The sequence below is a fragment of the Acinetobacter sp. ACIN00229 genome (assembly GCF_016106645.1).
In the GTDB taxonomy this organism is placed as follows: Bacteria; Pseudomonadota; Gammaproteobacteria; order Pseudomonadales; family Moraxellaceae; genus Acinetobacter; species Acinetobacter oleivorans.
On the sequence record NZ_JADWOM010000031.1, the window covers coordinates 1 to 18690 of the forward strand.

At 38.0% G+C, this 18690-nt stretch carries 17 protein-coding genes; 5 read left to right on the forward strand and 12 right to left on the reverse strand.

The genetic code is table 11. The annotated features are described in order from the left end of the window. Positions 1-139: 139 nt before the first annotated feature. From gloB to I7H67_RS18825, 10 genes are all read right to left on the reverse strand, one after another. Entirely contained in the window at positions 140-871 is a 732-nt protein-coding gene (gene gloB / locus I7H67_RS18780) for a hydroxyacylglutathione hydrolase (RefSeq protein WP_049837023.1), read from the reverse strand. A gap of 162 nt (positions 872-1033) precedes the next feature. Then, a complete protein-coding gene (locus I7H67_RS18785) occupies positions 1034-1729 on the reverse strand; it encodes a methionine ABC transporter permease (RefSeq protein WP_005306795.1) in 696 nt (231 codons plus the stop codon). Beyond that, a complete protein-coding gene (locus tag I7H67_RS18790; RefSeq protein ID WP_005306792.1) occupies positions 1726-2751 on the reverse strand; it encodes a methionine ABC transporter ATP-binding protein in 1026 nt (341 codons plus the stop codon). The genes I7H67_RS18785 and I7H67_RS18790 overlap by 4 nt, the downstream gene beginning before the upstream one ends. Positions 2752-2826: 75 nt before the next feature. Further along, a complete protein-coding gene (locus I7H67_RS18795; RefSeq protein ID WP_005306789.1) occupies positions 2827-3699 on the reverse strand; it encodes a MetQ/NlpA family ABC transporter substrate-binding protein in 873 nt (290 codons plus the stop codon). 481 nt (positions 3700-4180) lie between these two features. After that, positions 4181-5464 carry a phosphoribosylamine--glycine ligase gene (purD, locus tag I7H67_RS18800; protein WP_013197324.1) on the reverse strand — a complete coding sequence of 428 codons (1284 nt, stop codon included), beginning with the start codon at positions 5462-5464 and terminating at the stop codon, positions 4181-4183. Positions 5465-5588: 124 nt separating this feature from the next. Then, entirely contained in the window at positions 5589-7163 is a 1575-nt protein-coding gene (purH, locus tag I7H67_RS18805; protein ID WP_013197325.1) for a bifunctional phosphoribosylaminoimidazolecarboxamide formyltransferase/IMP cyclohydrolase, read from the reverse strand. A gap of 85 nt (positions 7164-7248) precedes the next feature. Then, the gene (gene fis / locus I7H67_RS18810) at positions 7249-7518 is read right to left on the reverse strand and encodes a DNA-binding transcriptional regulator Fis (protein ID WP_001086304.1); all 270 of its coding nucleotides are present in this window, start codon (positions 7516-7518) and stop codon (positions 7249-7251) included. Between the two features lie 376 nt (positions 7519-7894). Next, positions 7895-8740, reverse strand: coding sequence for a DUF3426 domain-containing protein (locus tag I7H67_RS18815; RefSeq protein WP_151767628.1), 846 nt, complete (start codon positions 8738-8740; stop codon positions 7895-7897). Between the two features lie 12 nt (positions 8741-8752). After that, on the reverse strand, positions 8753-9658 hold the full coding sequence (prmA, locus tag I7H67_RS18820; RefSeq protein WP_005306779.1) for a 50S ribosomal protein L11 methyltransferase: 906 nt from the start codon (positions 9656-9658) through the stop codon (positions 8753-8755). A 155-nt stretch (positions 9659-9813) separates the two neighbouring features. Next, on the reverse strand, positions 9814-10107 hold the full coding sequence (locus tag I7H67_RS18825; protein ID WP_013197328.1) for a lipase chaperone: 294 nt from the start codon (positions 10105-10107) through the stop codon (positions 9814-9816). A gap of 231 nt (positions 10108-10338) precedes the next feature. Here I7H67_RS18825 and mnmG point away from each other — a divergent pair, with 231 nt between their 5' ends. Next, positions 10339-12219, forward strand: a complete 1881-nt coding sequence (mnmG, locus tag I7H67_RS18830) for a tRNA uridine-5-carboxymethylaminomethyl(34) synthesis enzyme MnmG (RefSeq protein ID WP_013197329.1) — start codon at positions 10339-10341, stop codon at positions 12217-12219. Between the two features lie 377 nt (positions 12220-12596). Here the strand turns inward: mnmG and I7H67_RS18835 are convergent, their stop codons facing one another. After that, positions 12597-13604: a helix-turn-helix transcriptional regulator gene (locus tag I7H67_RS18835; protein ID WP_004791440.1), complete on the reverse strand. Its 1008-nt coding sequence runs from the start codon at positions 13602-13604 to the stop codon at positions 12597-12599. Positions 13605-13829: 225 nt separating this feature from the next. Here I7H67_RS18835 and I7H67_RS18840 point away from each other — a divergent pair, with 225 nt between their 5' ends. From I7H67_RS18840 to I7H67_RS18855, 4 genes are read left to right on the forward strand one after another with little or no spacing between them, the layout of a single operon-like run. Then, positions 13830-15380, forward strand: coding sequence for a circularly permuted type 2 ATP-grasp protein (locus I7H67_RS18840; protein ID WP_198308572.1), 1551 nt, complete (start codon positions 13830-13832; stop codon positions 15378-15380). A gap of 22 nt (positions 15381-15402) precedes the next feature. After that, positions 15403-15996: an alpha-E domain-containing protein gene (locus I7H67_RS18845; RefSeq protein WP_198308573.1), complete on the forward strand. Its 594-nt coding sequence runs from the start codon at positions 15403-15405 to the stop codon at positions 15994-15996. A gap of 2 nt (positions 15997-15998) precedes the next feature. After that, entirely contained in the window at positions 15999-16778 is a 780-nt protein-coding gene (locus I7H67_RS18850; protein ID WP_151827169.1) for a transglutaminase family protein, read from the forward strand. A gap of 16 nt (positions 16779-16794) precedes the next feature. Next, positions 16795-17529: a proteasome-type protease gene (locus I7H67_RS18855; protein ID WP_004791447.1), complete on the forward strand. Its 735-nt coding sequence runs from the start codon at positions 16795-16797 to the stop codon at positions 17527-17529. Between the two features lie 60 nt (positions 17530-17589). On the opposite strand, the gene alr is transcribed toward I7H67_RS18855, so the two are convergent. After that, positions 17590-18660 carry an alanine racemase gene (gene alr, locus I7H67_RS18860; protein WP_198308574.1) on the reverse strand — a complete coding sequence of 357 codons (1071 nt, stop codon included), beginning with the start codon at positions 18658-18660 and terminating at the stop codon, positions 17590-17592. Positions 18661-18690 lie beyond the last annotated feature (30 nt).

Sequence of the window (18690 nt, forward strand, 5' to 3'; positions counted from 1 at the left end):
ATAAATTCAACGAGATTTTTAAAATAGTGAGTAAATAAAAAACAGAGTAAATGTAAAAAATAATTACAGACAACAGGTAATAAGCAAAAAGATACAGTTCTTAAAATGAAACCGTATCTTCTTTTTTTAAAGCTCAATTTTAGAAATTATCTTTAAGAGTACGTATATGTGCGAAGTCTTCAACACTTTCTGCGCGAAGAAAGGGATTGGTCGCCAACTCAAGTTCAATCGTACTTGGTAGCGTGATTAAACCTTGTTTTCGTAGTTCACGGACTTCTTGAGCTCGTTCTGCTAAGGCAAGATTATGCGGTTCTACTGTTAAAGCAAATTCGGCATTTGAAAGCGTGTATTCATGTGTGCAATAAACTTTTGTGTTGGTTGGTAATGCTGCTAGACGACTCAGTGAGTGATACATTTGTTCAGCCGTGCCTTCAAATAATCGACCACATCCCATTGCAAACAAAGTATCACCACAAAATACAGCTTCTAATTCTTCAATAAAATATACAATGTGCCCTAAGGTATGACCTGGAGTTGCAATAATCTCTACTTTTAAATCATTAAATTTTAGATGATCGTCATGTTGTAAGGGGTGGGTAATTCCCGGAATCTTTGTGAGCTCATCACGTGGACCATAGACAGTAATATTTTGGGCAGCCGTTAAATCAGCAACACCACCTATATGGTCTTTATGCCAATGAGTAAGCCAAATTTGTTTTAAATTTAACTGATGCTTCTGACAAAATTGGGTGACTAGTTCTGCTTCTGTTGGGTCAACTGCTACAGCTTCTTGGGTTTCAGTATCTTCTAAAATCCAGATATAGTTTTGGAGGGCATTCTGCACATCAATAAAATGAATTCTATAACGCATTGTTTTATCCTGAAACTAAATCCAAAGAGTAAATGAATAATAATGACTAAATCTGATCATACCAGAAAATGGTATTGAGCCATGTACTCAACTATCTTTAAGAAAAGAGTTGTATAAAACAAAAAAAAGCCCTCTAGAAGAGAGCTTTTTTGTATGGATGACTTAACGGAGTTTAGCCAGCCAGTTTCCTAGCGTTTGTACAATCTGTACTAATAGTAATAGGATAATGACTGTTAAAATAACAACGCTGGTATCAAAACGTTGATAACCATAAGAAATCGCTAAATCACCAATACCACCTGCACCAACTGCGCCAGCCATAGCGGTTGCACCGATAAGACTGATTGTCGCTGTTGTAAGGTTTAAAATGAGCGAACTGCGTGCTTCAGGCAAAATAAAGCGATAGATAATTTGCCAAGGTGTAGCACCCATTGCTTGAGCAGATTCAATAATTCCTTCATTGACCTCAAGCAATGAAGTTTCAATCAGACGTCCCATATAAGGACCAACATAAATAGTCAATGGAACAATAGCTGCCCATGTACCAATTGAAGTACCTACTAACAGCTTAGTAAGAGGAATCACTGCAATAAGTAAAATAATAAAAGGGAGGGAGCGTAAAGCATTTACAATTGGATTAAGTAAATGATAAATCACTTTATTCGGTAAAATGCCATCTGGACGGGTAACTAATAAAATAATTCCCTGAATAAATCCCCAAATACCACCAAACAAAAGTGCGAAGAAAACCATATTAAAGGTTTCTTGCAAAGCTGTAACGAATTGATCAATAGAAAGGGAGCTGTGCCAGAAAGGTTGAGTAAGTTCAGTTAACCATTGTACGATTAAATCTCTCATACTTGATCTCCTGATTGAACTACACCTACTTCATTTTGTTCCAAAAACTCAATAGCCTGCTTAATTAGCTGAGGATCACCTAAAAGCTGCACAAACATTTGACCAATGACTGTGCCATTAATTTCAGTCATGTTGGCAAATAAAATATTTAAGCTAATATCGAATTGTTTAATCAGTGACTGAATTACAGGTTCTTGAGCAGAACGTCCTAAAAACTGTAAACAGTAAATACTATGATGATGCTGGTTTTCAAGCTGATTTAAAATGTTCACAGGCAACTGTTGATGTAAAACAGTTTGAATGAAGTTTTTAGTCGTTGGATGTTGAGGTTTACTAAAGATATCAATCGTTGAACCTTGTTCAATGACTTTACCTGCTTCCATCACAGCCACATGATCACAAATAGTTTCGATGACATCCATTTCATGGGTCACCATAACAATCGTGATTTTTTGCTCTTGATTAATTTTCTTCAGCAGTTCTAAAACTGATTTGGTAGTTTGCGGATCTAGAGCAGAAGTTGCTTCATCACACAAAAGAATTTTTGGATGATTTGCCAAAGCACGGGCAATACCGACACGCTGCTTTTGTCCGCCAGAAAGTTCATCTGGGTAAGCATCTTTTTTATGCTTAAGATCAATGAACTCCAATAACTCATTCAGGCGTTTTTCACGTTCTACCTTATTGTAATTCAGTAGGCGCATTGGCATTTCAATATTTTCAGCAACTGTCTTGGTTTGTAGCAAATTGAAGTGCTGGAAAATCATTCCAATACTTGCACGTTCCTGACGTAATGAGCGCGCATCCAAAGCGGTGAAATCTTTCTGATTAATAATGATTTGACCTTCTGTTGGTCGCTCAAGTAGGTTGATCAGGCGGATTAAGGTACTTTTACCTGCACCACTATAGCCAATGATGCCAAAAATACTGCCCTCTGGAATCTCTAAATTGATTTCGTCGAGTGCGCGTATGGTTTGACTTTTGAGCTGATAGTGCTTTGAAATGTTTTTAAATTGAATCATATCTTCAGAAACTATGCTGGAAAGAAAAAACAGGCAAAGAGAATTTGCCTGTTTCACGTTTGGGCTATTATATTACTATTTAGCTTCTGAGAGATAGCTGATTGGTTTGTCTACGTCAACTTTTGTTCCACCAAAGTGTTCTTCAATGTATTTTTTAACAGCTGCATTGTGGTAAAGCTTACCAACTTTTTGCAAGACAGGATCATTTTTACGTGATTCAGCAGTTGCTAGAACGTTGACACTAATTTTTGAGATTTGATCAATAGGTTCATAGAACATAGAATCTTTGAGTACGTTTAAACCTCCCTCGAGTGCTATGGTATTATTTAATACAACTGCATCAAATTCATTTTTAAGACGTAATGCAGTTTCCATTTTGATTGGTTTGATGTTGATCTTTTTGGGATTTTCGATAACATCAATTGGACTGCCTTGAATAGGATTAAAGTCAGCTTTAAGCTTGATTAAGCCAGCAGTTTGTAACAAGAGTAGCGCACGAGATTCGCTGGCAGCATCATCCGGGATTGAAATAATTGCACCTTCAGGAAGTTCTTCAATTTTTTTGTATTTACTTGAATAAATCCCCATTGGCTCAATATAAGTGGTAGAAACCGCTGCAATCTTATCCGGGTTTGAATTATTAAATGCAGTAAGATAAGAATAAGCTTGGAATGCGTTCAAATCTACTTCTTTATTTGCAATTGCTGTATTCATTGAAACGGAGTCTGTGAAGTTTTTCACTTCTAACTTTAAGCCAGCAGCTTGGGTTTCAGGTAAAGTTGCGATATAACGCCAAATATCAGCATCTGAACCTGTAGAGGCAATTACTACCTTTTGTACTTTGGAACTATCATTGTTTTGTTCGGCTTGTTGAGCATTTTCTTGTTTGCTACATGCTGTCAATAATACTACTGACATGCTTAAAAAAAGGCTGATCAGCTTTTTCATTTAAAAAAGTCCTAAGATATAGAACAATAAAGATTGATCTATATCAATATGAAAAGAGAGGAGTTGAAATTACAACTAGTCTAAACTCTGTGATCTTTTTCTGGGGTTCCATAATTTGCTTGCATATTTTGGCTATAACAGAGGGTAATTGTTTAATAAACAAAAACTGTTTCCCCAAACAGTTCATCCCCAACAGTAGCCAAACGAGCATTCATAAATTTAGAATATTAAAAAACTCTCTACAGTCATAATGTGTAGAGCAAGTCTTTATGGAAATTATTAAAACAGCAGTGTCTGATGACAGTTACAACGTATGCTAATGATATCAATAAAAGTATGCTTGATATAGGGGGCTTCTTTTTATTTGTTGATATCTTTAGCAAAATTTTAAAGATTTATACGATTTTCTTATATCGTGATACGTAATAAAAAAGCCTCTATATAGAGGCTTTTTTATTAGCATTTTAAACTTGTAGGTTTTTTAAGCTTTTTCACGTGCAATTGCGCGGTAGCCAATGTCATTACGATATTGCATACCAGTAAAGGTAACTTGACCACATACTTCTAGCGCATTAATTTGTGCTTCAAGAACGCTGTCGCCCAATGCTGTTACGCAAAGAACTCGACCACCAGAAGTCACAATGTGACCATCTTCACGAGTTGCAGTGCCTGCATGGAAAATTTTAGTATCTTCAGGTGATTGTCCGATACCAGAAATTACATCACCTTTGCGTACGCTATCAGGATAGCCTTCAGCTGCGAGTACAATACCGATTGACTTACGCTCATCCCATTCAGCTTCTTTTGGTAAATTACCAGCAATACCAGCTTCTACCAATTCAACAAGAGATGATTTTAAACGCATCATGATCGGTTGAGTTTCAGGGTCGCCAAAACGACAGTTAAACTCGATCACACGTGGTTGACCTTGCTCATCAATCATTAGACCAGCATATAAGAAACCAGTGTAAACATGTCCGTCAGCAGCCATACCATCAACAGTCGGACGCATGATTTCAGTCATAACGCGTTCGAAAATGTCAGAAGTTACCACTGGAGCAGGAGAGTAGGCACCCATACCACCGGTATTAGGACCTTGATCGCCTTCAAAAATACGCTTGTGATCTTGTGAAGTTGCCATTGGTAAAATATTTTTACCATCAATCATACAAATGAAAGAGGCTTCTTCACCCGCAAGGAACTGTTCAATCACAACTCGTGAACCAGCATCACCAAATTTGTTGCCAGCAAGCATGTCATCAATTGCTGCAAAAGCTTCTTCGTTGGTCATTGCAACGATTACGCCTTTACCAGCAGCAAGACCATCAGCTTTAATTACAATTGGAGCACCATTTTTTTCAACATACGCTTTAGCTGCATCTACTTCAGTGAAAACGTCATAGAAAGCAGTTGGAATGTTGTGACGCTTTAAGAAGTGCTTAGCAAATGCTTTTGAGCCTTCAAGCTGCGCTGCATATTGAGTAGGTCCCCAAATTTTTAAACCTGCTTCACGTGCAGCATCTACCACGCCATTAACTAATGGTGCTTCTGGGCCGACAATAATAAGATCAACATTATTTTCTTTAGCAAAAGCAATGATTGCTGAGTTGTCTAAAATATCAAGTTGAACATTAACACATTTGTCTTCTGTGGCAGTTCCAGCATTACCTGGCGCAACAAAAACTTGAGTAACATTGGTATCTTGCGCAATTTTCCATGCCAAAGCATGTTCACGACCACCACTACCTAAAACTAAAATATTCATTTTTAATTTGTTCCTTAACTTTAATCCTTTTCATCTCCCTCTATCCCTCAAGTTGGAGAGTTAGCTCCATTATTGTGGAAAACCCTCCTGAATAAAAGGAGGGTTAGGGAGGACTAAATTTAAATTAGTGGCGGAAATGGCGCATACCAGTGAAGACCATTGCAATACCAGCTTCGTCAGCTGCTGCGATTACTTCTTCATCACGCATAGAACCACCTGGTTGAATAATGCATTTAATGCCAGCTTTAGCTGCATTATCAATCCCGTCACGGAACGGGAAGAATGCATCAGATGCCATTACTGCACCTTCAACAACCAAACCAGCATGTTCAGCTTTAATGGCAGCAATACGAGCTGAGTTAACACGGCTCATTTGACCTGCACCAACACCAATAGTTTGGCGATTTTTCGCATAAACAATTGCATTTGATTTTACATATTTCGCAACTTTCCAAGCAAAGATGAGGTCATCAATTTCTTGTTCAGTTGGTGCGCATTTAGTTACTACTTTAAGATCATCTTTAGTAATCATACCTAAGTCTTGATCTTGAACTAATAAACCGCCATTAACGCGTTTGTAGTCAAGTTGTGGTGCACGTGCATCAATTGCAGGTAATTCGCCACATACTAAAACACGTACGTTTTTCTTAGCGCCAGTAACTTCAAGCACACCATCAGCAATACTTGGAGCAATAATCACTTCAACGAATTGACGGTCAACGATTGCTTGAGCAGTTGCAACATCTAACTCACGGTTAAATGCAATAATGCCACCGAAAGCAGATTCTGGATCTGTTGCATAAGCTAAATCGTAAGCAGCTTTAATGCCGTCTAAAGAAACAGCAACACCACAAGGGTTAGCATGTTTTACAATTACACAAGCAGGTTTTGCGAATGATTTAACACATTCAAGTGCAGCATCTGTGTCAGCAATGTTGTTATAAGACAATTCTTTGCCTTGTAACTGTTTTGCCGTAGAAACTGATGCTTCTTTTGCATTTGCTTCAACGTAAAATGCAGCAGATTGATGTGGGTTTTCACCGTAACGTAGATCTTGTGCTTTGTTCAATTGGGTATTGAACGTACGAGGGAATAAATCAGCTTCACCTTCGGTCTTACCAACGCGAGCGCCTAAGTAAGAAGCGATCATGCCGTCGTATTGAGCAGTATGTTCAAATGCTTTAACAGCTAAATCAAAACGTGTTTCATAAGAAAGTGAACCAGCAGTTTTTAATTCATTGATTACGGTGTCGTAATCTGAAGCATTTACTACAATACCTACAGAAGCATGGTTTTTAGCAGCTGCGCGAACCATTGTAGGACCACCGATGTCGATATTTTCGATTGCATCAGGAAGAGTACAGTCAGGTTTTGCAACTGTCGCAGCGAATGGATAAAGGTTTACAACAACTAGATCAATCGGATCAATGTTGTGTTCTTCCATTACTGCTTCGTCTAAGCCACGACGAGCAAGAATACCGCCATGAATTTTTGGATGTAATGTCTTAACACGACCATCCATCATTTCAGGGAAACCAGTATGTTCAGATACTTCAACAACTGCGATGTTATTATCTTTAAGCAACTTGTATGTGCCGCCTGTAGATAATAATTCTACCCCTAAAGCTGCAAGGTTTTGAGCAAATTCGACAATTCCTGTCTTATCAGATACAGAAATCAAAGCACGTTTAATAGTCATGATGTTTAATTCAACAATTTCAAGTCTACGGATTAAAACCAATAAGCATAAAAAAATGCCCACGAAGTCGTGAGCATTTTATCATTTATTCACTCATTAAACCGTGAGCTTTTAACTTTTTACGTAAAGTGCCACGGTTGAGTCCAAGAATCTCTGCAGCACGGGTTTGATTACCACGTGTATATTCAAGAACTACAGATAAAAGAGGTTTCTCCATTTCTGCTAGCACCATGTCATATACCTGAGATGGTTGCTCACCTTGCAATTGTGCAAAATAATGACGAACTGCGCGATCCACGTGGATGCGAAGAGCAACATCAGATTGTGCAGTAAAAATAGGAGATTTGCTATTCATGCGAGTTAATCCGAAAATCAAATACTAACTTGGATAAAGTAGTATATAAATGTGGTCTAAAAATACGGAGTCCTGTTTTAGATCCTAAAACAGTGACTCTAAAACATAAGAACAATTAGCTTGCCATATTTCTTCGTATTGAATAAAAAATAAGCGTAACAATAGTTAAATATTTGTTACAGCTCCCTCAAAAACAAAAAAAGTTAGGCTATGTGCTTAAAGTAGAAAAGCACACATGCTTAACAGTATTTTTTTTGGATTGAGAGCGAGGAGTATATGAGTCAAAGCTTTCGTGGCGCGTATCATACCATTGTCTAGGAAAAAGTGAGCAAATTAACTGCATTTTTTTTTATTTTTTTTTCACTTTTTTTACATTTTAGGGGTGGACAATTTCTAATCGATAATTTAATAGGCTTTTTTTGCTTTTGTTTAGCTCAAATTGGAATCGGAAAGGAGTATCAGAGGGAATGCGTTGAATACCTCGTAAGTTTTCAACAAGATATTGTTGAGGAGTCAATATAATTTCTTCTGTTTTGTTTGGCTCTGTTGAAAAACTCAACTTTAGGTTGGGAAGTTCAATACTTTTATCATTTTGATTAAGCAATATGCCTGAGAATTGAGTATGACTTGTATCAACTTTACGGAGTTTTAACTTTTCTATATAAATAAGTTGATATTGTTCGGCTGACTTATTGCAGTGCATTATTCCGCAAACATAATTAAACGCATGGCTAACGGTCGGGCTTGCATGCATGAGCTTAGGATTAAACCAGAGAATTTGAAAAGTAAAAACTAAAATTAAAATAAGGTTAGCAGAACTCCAGAGCGTGTAGTACAGCCAACTATGCTTTTTATTATTGTCTTGTTCTTGTGAGGAAGTTTGTTCAGCTAAATTAAGATTTGGTAGGGCGTTAATAGGTTCGTTATGAAAATAATTTAAGTTGTTGAGATAGGTTAAAAGATCAATATTCGAATTTTCAACTTTTTGATCGAAGATATCTAATACGTGCGAATGTGTCATATATCTCGTTTGCATTGAACCATTGGCTAATGTAGATGAGTTAACTATGACAGGGTTTTCAATATTAATCAGATGGGTGAGTGCATTAAAGCTCGAATCACATTTAGGGCAACAAACCATACCCTGAGCAACAGTCAATTGAGTAAGAGATACTTTATAAACTGTTAAACACTTAGGGCAGCGGGTTTGTTTTTCATTCATGAGTTAAAAGTCTCAATTTATTGTTTTACGTTTTCCTGAAATGCGACACCAGTTCTCTTCGCGCTTTTCGACATCTAATATATCAAAAAATTCAGAATAAACACCTGAAACATCAGCAACTTGCTCTTCAATTACACCTGCGAGTGCGAACTCACCCTCAGATTTAATTAAATTTGCAAACTCTGGCGCAAGTGCCATTAATGGACCAGCCAAAATATTTGCAACTAGAACATCTGCTTGTTGAGGTTTGAACTCTTGATCGAACTCTTCAGGAAGGCCTACATATAGTCCGTCTAATACCCCATTAAGTTCAGCATTTTGTTTTGTTGCTAAAACAGCTTGAGGGTCAATATCTGTGGCATATACTTTTTTAGCACCTAATAATAAAGCGGCTACACCTAAAATGCCTGAACCACAACCATAATCAATCACGATCTTATCTTTAACGTCAGTTTTACCTAGCCATTGTAAGCATAAGAAGGTACTTGCATGGTTACCTGTACCAAACGCAAGACCTGGATCTAACTTAATATTAGTTGCATCTGCTTCTGGTGGCTCTAGCCATTCAGGTACGATCCAGAACTTTTCCCCAATTTGGATTGGTTCATAATAATCCATCCATGCGCGTTCCCATACTTGGTCTTCAAGTTCTTCGTGACGTATAGGAGCATCTGGAAGTTGAGCTTTTAAGAAAGCTTCTAAAGTGTCGACATCAATTGGGTCTTGTTCGTCTTGTTGATAGATGCCTGTCACGATTACTTTGTTCCATAAAGGTGTTTCACCTGGTAATGGTTCAAGTAAAGCCTGATCTTCAGCATCATCCAGAGTTACGCTTACCGCACCTAGAGACATTAAAAGTGTTTCTGTGAACTCAACTTGTTCTTGATCAACGGTAATGTGTATTTGTAACCACTTCACGAAAAGGACCTAAAAATTTTATTTAAAGGCGTATTGTAGCGGACTAGACCATTTTAAAAAAGAAAGCGGCTCATCTTTAATGAGCCGTCTTTGAAAATACTGATGAGATGTGGCGGGAAATAAATGACTTCTTCTCTACCTTATGTCAAAACCGCTTAAGGAGCAGGGGCTTTAAATTGTAGTTTGCCATTTTCGTTTGGTTCACAAGTACCATTAAAGGTTACACCATTATGGCTATAAGACACCCATTCACCTTGCTGTTTTTTTACACAGGCTCTAAGTTCTTTTTGCGCAACTGATTTGCTCGAATCTGCAGTATGACTAGCTGTTTTACTCGATTTAGCCGTATGTGTCGATTTAGCCGTATGATTCGTCGCAGCGTGGGTAAACGTTACGCCTGAAAAACAAAGGAGAGATGCGGTTAAGATTTTTAACATAGTCGTTTTCATTTTGTGTTCCTTCTCGTTGCGTTAATTTTAAAGTCGTAGAAGTGCTGTACATTTTTTATTCTAAGATGAAAAATTCTTAAAAACATTCACTTTGTATTGAATTCATGCAACAAAATGTCAAAACATGTGGAGTACCGTAAACCGTGTAGAGACAATTTTGTAATTATGTACATCAATAAGCAGATAATTTTGCTATAATGTTCCGTCTTTTTTTTCTGGTGTTTTGTACTCATGCACTACCCTAAAGTTTATGATGTTATTGTTATCGGCGGCGGTCACGCAGGTACGGAAGCGGCCCTTGCTGCTGCGCGTATGGGACGACAGACTTTGCTTTTGACCCATAACATTGAGACTTTGGGCCAAATGAGTTGTAACCCAGCAATCGGTGGTATTGGTAAGTCGCATTTAGTACGTGAAATTGATGCACTTGGTGGCGCAATGGCTTTAGCTGCCGATAAAGGTGGTATTCAGTTCCGTATTTTAAACTCACGCAAAGGTGCAGCAGTGCGTGCAACACGTGCTCAAGCTGACCGTGTGCGCTATAAAGCTGCCATCCGCGATACTTTGGAAAATCAAGCAAATCTTGATATTTTCCAGCAAGCAGCTGATGACCTGATTGTTGAAGGTGATACAGTTAAAGGTGTAGTTACCCAAATGGGTATTCGCTTTGATGCTAAAACTGTTGTGTTGACTACAGGTACATTCCTAGGTGGTGTAATCCATGTTGGTTTAGAAAAATCAAGCGGTGGTCGTGCGGGTGATCCACCTTCTATTGCACTTGCTCAACGTTTACGTGAATTAAAACTACCTGTCGGTCGCTTAAAAACTGGTACTCCACCACGTATTGATGCACGTTCGGTTGATTTTTCAGTCATGATTCCGCAGCCGGGTGATTTCCCGTCTCCAGTCATGTCATTCATGGGTGATGCTTCTATGCACCCAGAACAAGTAAATTGTTATATCACGCATACGAATGAAAAAACCCATGACATTATTCGTGGTGGTTTAGATCGTTCACCAATGTATACCGGTGTTATTGAAGGTGTTGGGCCACGTTACTGCCCATCAATCGAAGATAAAATTCACCGTTTCGCTGATAAAGACTCGCATCAAGTATTTTTGGAACCAGAAGGTTTAGATACACACGAGCTTTATCCAAATGGCATTTCGACTTCGCTTCCATTTGATGTGCAGTTTGAGCTTGTTCGCTCTATTCGTGGTATGGAAAATGCGCATATTTTGCGTCCAGGCTATGCGATTGAATACGATTATTTCAATCCGCAAGCTTTGAAATTCACCCTCGAAACTAAAGCGATCAATGGTCTATATTTTGCTGGCCAAATTAATGGTACGACAGGTTATGAAGAAGCAGGTGCTCAAGGTTTACTTGCTGGCTTAAATGCTGCGCGCCGTGCTTGGGAGCAAGAAGAGTGGACACCTAAGCGTGACCAAGCTTACATGGGTGTATTGGTTGATGACCTCATCACTTTAGGAACCAAAGAACCGTACCGTATGTTTACCTCACGTGCGGAATACCGTTTGATGCTACGTGAAGACAATGCAGATCAGCGTTTAACGACTGTTGGTCGTGAACTTGGTTTGGTTGATGATGTTCGTTGGGCTGCTTATTGTGAAAAAATGGAAGCGGTTGAGCGTGAAACCTCTCGTTTACAACATTTGTGGGCAGCACCAAATAACCCTATGGGTAAAAAATTCGTTGAAATGACGGGTGCTGACTTAAGTAAAGAATGTAGCGCAATTGATTTGCTTAAACGCCCTAATATTAGCTTTGGTCAAATTGCAGAACTTACGGGTTCTGAAGTTTCTGAGCAGGTGGGTGAGCAAATCGAGATTGCTGTGAAATACGAAGGTTATATTAACCGTCAGCATGAAGATGTGGCACAGTTAAAGCGTCTTGAAGAAACTAAAATTCCTACCGATTTTGATTATGATGTAGTGTCTGGTTTGTCTCGTGAAATTACCCAGAAATTAAAAACAGTTCTTCCGGAAACATTAGCTCAAGCAAGCCGTATTCCTGGTGTTACACCAGCAGCTGTTCAGCTTGTAATGATCACAATTCGTAAAAACAATATGATTAAGAAAACAGCTTAATCATTTAAGTGTACAAAAAGCCCAGTTAAGACTGGGCTTTTTTATTTTCTGTTCAAAAAATATATGGAAACTTCCTAAGGAAGAAAATAGATTTTGCTTCCTTTTTTTCTTATTTCACATATTTCAGGTAGCCAGTTATATTAAATTCACGTTCAAACAAGAGGGCTTTAACCATGACAATGAAATCAATTCGCTACAATGGATATGAAATGGCATGCCAATGTTCATGTTCAAAATAGCGCAAAAGAAAGAGCAGATCAGTTTTGTAGGGGGAGAACAGGCTGATCTGAAACAACTATAAATATAAGAGACAATATAAAATTAAGAAAATTATAATTCAAAATCTAAAGAGAACCTTATGGTTCTCTTTTTTATATCTATTTATTCTCAGATTCAATTTCTCGTACAGCGTTGTGTACTTGAATTGGTTCGATATGCAGTAATTTTTTGCCAAAACTACGTAGCCACCACACCAGTTGAGATGTAAAAGGTACTGTTGCGGTAACTTCTACAATATTTTCTTCAAGTGGAATGATAGTTTGGTCTTTACTTAACTGACTTTCATAGAAAGTTCGAGCAGTTTGCTCTGTCATAGTTAATGTGAGCTGGATTGACTCAGTTGGCTGTTTGTAGTCCACTCTAAAGCCTAAAGCACCTGAATCAATATAATGATCAATATCAAAATTGACAGGATGTAGTGCTCGACTATCTAAGACTTTTGCTGATTTAAAACGGTGCAAGGCAAACGTTTGAACTTCAGTTTTGTCATGCCGTGTGCAAATCAAATAAATTACTGCACCTTTTTGTACCAAGGCCAAAGGGTTTAAAACATAAGTTTTATCTTCACCTTGATTTACTCGAGCCTGATAAACACATTCAATTTGTTTATCTTGGAGTAGACCTTCATAAATTGCTTGTTGAGCAGCACGGTCGACTACAGGTGGGATAAGAGGTTGGCTTGCTGGTACGATGCGTACTCGGTTAATCCACTGTCTCACATTATTTTGTGTAGAGAGGCTGCGTTTAGCTAAATCAAACCACGGTCCCATCTCATCAAGAAGACTAGGTGGAAGCAAGTGTTTAAGATGCTCCTCAACCATCATAAAGGTTACTGCCTGAGAGCTCGTCATGTGAGGTAAGCTCTGAATAGGCGCATCGGATTGCCACCGCCAGCCCTGAGGTACGGCCTTATTGCTTTCAATCGGAAAGCGCTGAGCAATTTGATTTAAATCACGCTGAATAGTCCTTAAACTGATATCAATACCTTCACGTTCAAGCATTTCTTGTAATTCCCGTGTTCCGATCCATTTACCGGTTGGAAGGCGCGACAAGATCTGCCATTGGCGATATAAACTATTCGAAGTTTCTTTTTCTATTACAGACATAAGCGTAATACATCTATATCCAATTGCTTTGGTGTCAACACAATAAAAAATCTTTACACATTTAGCAAGTTTGTCAGATTCGGTTTACTGAACCTTTTACAATCGATGTTAAGATTTAGAAGAAGAAAGCTATAACAAAACACCGTAAAAATATTAAACATATAAGTGGCACTGAAATTGCTTATTTAAAAATGAAATATAGATAAATGATAAGACGAGGTGATTATGTCAGAACAAGAGCATGAATTACATATAGATAATGATTTTTTTATACAAGAGCAGACAACTACGGCACTCATTGACCCAACCTCTTTTTTAGAACATATTTCCGTACAAACCAATTTATTTGAACAGCTAAAATCAGAGTTTTTTAATGAGATGCTGGATGATGTGACATCAAATGGAGCGGCTTCTAAAAAAATTGAACAATGGTTGAGTATTCGTACTTTAGATGAGTTAAAAGAATTAAATGCTCAAGCGAAGCAGCATTTTCTTTATCATGGAATTACTTTTAACGTATACGGTGATAAAGAAGGTACAGAGCGAACGATTCCTTTTGATTTAATTCCACGGATAATTGAAAAAAAACAGTGGGAGAAAATAGCTTCGGGCTGTGCGCAGCGCGTTAAAGCATTAAATTATTTCCTAGATGATATTTATCATGGACAACATATTTTAAAAGAACAACTGATTCCCGAAGATCAAATCATGGGGAATGAGGCTTTCCAACCCCATATGCTCAAACATGCTTTGAAAGGTAAAATTTATTCACAAATTAGCGGAATTGATATTATCCGTGATGGTGAGGGAGAGTTTTTTGTATTGGAGGATAATTTAAGAACACCTTCTGGTGTGTCTTATATGATCGAAAGCCGAAACATTAGCCAACAATTGATGCCGGAGCTATGTGCAGCCAATAATTTACAGGGAATTGAGCATTATCCAAAACTTTTAAAAGAAATATTGCAGGAGAACTCACCTGCGGACCAGCCTTTTGTGGTGGTACTAACACCGGGACGTTTTAACAGTGCTTTTTATGAGCATGCTTTTCTGGCACGTGAAATGGATGTGCCGCTGGTTACAAATCGGGATTTATTTGTAGAAAATGATCAAGTTTTTGTCAAAACTATTCGCGGGCGTCAAAAAGTAGATGTAATTTACCGTCGTTTAGATGACGATTTTCTAGATCCTTTAGCATTTCGACCAGACAGTGCTTTAGGCGTAGCAGGACTTATGTCTGCTTATTTGCAAAAAAATGTTGTGATTGCAAATGCACCTGGAACAGGGGTAGCTGATGATAAATCTATTTATCCTTACGTAGACCAAATGATCCAATACTATTTGGGTGAAACTCCAATTTTAAAAAATGTACCTACTTATCAGTGCCGTAAAGATGAACATTTAGATTATGTGCTGTCTAATTTAGATCAATTGGTTGTTAAAGAAGCACAGGGTTCAGGTGGTTATGGCATGTTAATTGGGCCTAAAGCCAGTTCGTGTGAAATTGATGACTTTAGGAAAAAATTGATCGCCACGCCTCATATGTACATTGCACAACCTACCTTAGCTTTATCTGTTGCTCCGACTTTAACGACAGGAGGGGTGGCTGAACGTCACATTGATTTGCGTCCATTTGTATTGAGCTCACCTTATCGTACAGAAATAGTACCGGGTGGCTTAACACGTGTGGCAATGCAGGCTGGCTCTCTAGTCGTAAATTCGTCCCAAGGTGGCGGTATAAAAGATACATGGGTTGTCGAAACATTACATTCCTGATTGTGGGTTAAAGAGGAACTCTATGGTTTTACTCAATTCGAGTGCGCATCAAATATATTGGTTGGGTCGATATTTAATGCGAGTTAAATTCGCAGCCTCTCATTTACCCTTTACACAAGATGAGAAAGCAACAAAATTTGCAGCAGCATTTGGTTTGGTCATAGAAAATGCTGAATTACTAAATCACTATATGTTAGACAAGAAGCAAACATTTTCATTACTGAACCAGTTCATTATTGCTAAAGATAATATTCAGGAACTAAGAGGTATATTGTCATCAAAGGCTTATGCAGAATTAAATCATGTTATTAACACGCTTGAAGCTCAACCTGAAATCTTGAGAAATGCAGTTGAACAATGTACTCAAATACTAGAAGCGGAAAATGAAGATGTTTGTTTATTTCTGCATTTAGGTCAAAAAATAGAGCAATTTGATATTGAGTTACGTTTTGGGCAAGATTTATCTGCTCTGGTGTTGGAGCTAGATATTTTGGTGAAGCGGCTTGCTGATTTAGGGTGGAATATAGATCAAAATTGGCAAATGCTGAAGCAGCAACTTACGTGGGACGCTTATTATACTTTTACGCAGCAGTTGGAAAATATGTTTGAGGTCTAATTATGAAATTGATGGTTAATCATCAAACGCATTATAGCTATACGGAAACTGCTCAAAACAGTATTCAGTATATTAAAATGATGCCTCAAACATCGCCGCATCAACATGTTATGAATTGGGCAATTAGCGTGCCGGGTGACAAAACGATTAAAAGGGACATATTTAACAATGTCTGGATGACGGCTAGTCAGCGCTATCAATACCAACATCTTACATTCATGGCTCAAGGGATTGTTGAGCTTCAAGATGTAGAGCTGGGTTGTGTAAATTTATCTACACCTACAAATTTGTTTTTGCAGATGACAGGTGCAACCCGATGTGATTCAGAAATGTTGGATTTTGCTAGAAATATTGTATTAGTCAAAGATCGACAGCATATCGCATTATTAAGTGAATATATTTTGCAGAAAATACTTTATCAGCCTGAAAGTACTTCAGTTCAGACAACTGCAACTGAAGCCTTTCATGCTGGAGAAGGTGTATGCCAAGATCATGCTCATGTTTTAATTGCAATGTGTCGTGCGCTACAATTACCAGCACGTTATGTCTCTGGTTATCTATTTGATCAAAACTATCCGCACCTTGCCAGTCACGCTTGGGCGGAAGTATTTGTAGAAAATCAGTGGTATTGTTTTGATGTAAGCAATCAGTTGTTTACACCCAAACATCATATCTACCTTGCAGTTGGCCGTGACTATCTCGATGTGGCACCTATTCGTGGTGTAAGAGAGCAAGGTGGAGTTGAGAACATGATGTCTGTGGTTCAAGTGTTGGCATGTTGAATGTAAAGAGAATGAAATGACTTATTGTTGTGCGCTAAGATTGGAACAAGGTTTAGTGTTTATTAGTGACACGAGGACTAATGCAGGAGTTGACCATATTTCTGTGTTCCGAAAATTGCATACTTTCGGCGTTACCGGAGAACGTTTTATTGCTTTGCAAACAGCCGGTAATTTGGCCACAACACAAGCTGTTATAGGTCATTTGCAAAATGCGCTTACTTTACAGCAAGAGCCTAATTTATATAGTGTTAATACGATGTTTGAGGCAGCAGAACTGATTGGTAAAACTTTAAAAGCAGTTTTAGAGGATATTAGTTCGGACACCCAAGAACAAATGAATTATGCCTGTAGTATTTTGGTGGGTGGACAGATTAAAGGTGGTGACATGCAACTTTATAATGTCTATCCACAAGGCAATTTTATTTGCGCAACGACGGATACGCCTTATTTTCAAATTGGTGAAAGTAAATATGGCAAACCGATTCTGGACCGGGCTTTATATTATGCAATGCCATTAGATGATGCATTACGTTGTAGCTTAATTTCTTTTGATTCAACTTTACGTTCAAATGTTTCTGTCGGTTTACCACTAGATGCGTTGATTTATATGAAAGATAGCTTTGTAATTCCGATGGGAAAACGAATTACAGAAGATGATCCTTATTTTTCACAAATCAGTCGGCAATGGTCGGATACTCTACGCCGTGGCTTACAGGAAATGCCAAAACCGACTGATGACTACTGGCGATAAAATTTTGAATACATAAATAAAAAAATCCAAGCATGCTTGGATTTTTTTATATTTTATTATTTAACTGCTTTTACGAGAGGGGCGATTGCTTAGGCGACAGAGTAATTCATATCCTATTGTTCCGTTTGCATCCGCAACATCATCCACTAAACGGTGTGCACCCCAAAGTTCGATTGGCGTACCTAATTTTACTTGCATACCTGTCACGTCGATAGCAAGCATATCCATACTTACTCGACCTACAACTGCACAGAGCTGTTTATCAATAGCGACATAATTTTGTTTAATATAAGCTCGTGGATAACCATCACCATAACCTATAGAAACAATCGCGATATCCATTGCTTGCTTTGCGCAAAAAGTGGAGCCATAACCGACATGTTCATCAGTTTGAATATGGTTTAGTGCAATGACTTCTGCTGAAAAAGTCATGACTGGTTTTAAGTCAAGATCATGGACTGTTTTATCTGCAAAAGGTGAAGCGCCGTAAAGCATAATACCCGGACGAACATAATCAAAATGTAATTCTGGCCATTTATAAATAGCAGCAGAGTTACAGCAAGATGCTAAAACTGGTTCACAAGCTTGTTTAACTTGTAAAAATTGTTGCTTTTGTTGTTCGTTAAGCGGGTGGTCTACATCTGCATTGGCGAAATGCATTGCCAGCACACAGGTAAAACCTTCGGCTTTTAAAGTTTTAATAACTTCAATAATTTCAGTAACTTTAAAACCTAAACGATTCATCCCGCTATTAAGCTTAACCCAGACTTTTAAACCTTGAGCGATATATTTTTGCTTATGTTTAATTAACCATTCAAATTGTTGTTGATGGTGAATTACACATTCAAATTTTTGTTCAATTGCAATTGGCATTTCATCTTCAGAAAATACCCCTTCAATTAAAGTAACAGGTTGTTGAAATCCGAGTTCACGAATTTCTAAACCTTCTTGTAGGCAGGCGACACCAAAGGCATCTGAGGCATTTAAGGCTGCTAAACAGTCTTTGATTCCATGTCCATAAGCATTAGCTTTCACCATACTTACAATTTTTGAATTTGCTGCGAGTTGTTTGACACGGTTTAAATTATATTGAAGCGCATTGCGATCAATATAAACTGTTGCTTGGCGCACCCTCATTTACTCCTTTGGGCTAGAGATAGC